This is a genomic window from Limisphaera ngatamarikiensis (assembly GCF_011044775.1).
GTDB lineage: Bacteria > Verrucomicrobiota > Verrucomicrobiia > Limisphaerales > Limisphaeraceae > Limisphaera > Limisphaera ngatamarikiensis.
The window spans coordinates 1-688 of the sequence record NZ_JAAKYA010000060.1; the positions used below are offsets into that span (position 1 = coordinate 1).

Genomic DNA, 688 nt, shown 5'->3' on the forward strand with positions numbered 1-688 from the left:
GCTGGTGAGTGATCCCGTGTGGTTCGGTCGTCACATTGCGGAGCTGAACGGGACGAACGGTGCGGTGGTGCGTTCGTACGTGTGGGGATTGGATGTTTCGGAAAGCCTGGACGGAGCGGGTGGAGTGGGCGGGTTGTTGTGGGTACGCCTACACACCGGCCCTGCTTCGGGTGCGCACTTTGTGACGTACGACGGGAACGGGAACGTGTGGAACCTGGTGTCCGCGAGCACCGGTACCGAAACTGCCCGGTACGAGTATGGACCGTTTGGGGAGCCCTTGCGGCTGACGGGCGCTGCGGCGGGTTCGAATCCTTTCCGGTTCAGCACGAAGCGGACGGAGGACGGAACGGGCCTGGTGCTGTACGAATATCGCGCCTACAGTCCCAGCATAGGAAGGTGGTTGAGCCGGGATCCACTGGAGGAGAGTGGCGGCGCCAACATTTATGCGGCGTTGATTAATAGCCCGATTGTGGATGTTGACGTGGAAGGCTTGGCGACACATGTGCGACGGCCTTCGACTCCTCCGCCGCGCCGCCCTCCAATGCCCAATCCCCCCGACATTGTGCGGCACGCGCTGGAGTGCGCAGCAAAGTGTGCTGCGAAGACCGGCATGGAAAAGATAGGCGAAAAAATCAATTTCAAATTCCTTTGCGGAAAGTTGATGCGCATGTGTCAAGAACGGGAAGTT

At 60.0% G+C, this 688-nt stretch carries 1 protein-coding gene; it reads left to right on the forward strand.

Annotated features, from left to right (window positions below):
• The coding region (locus G4L39_RS09345) for an RHS repeat-associated core domain-containing protein (protein WP_165107721.1) at positions 1-688 on the forward strand (688 nt) is incomplete at both ends.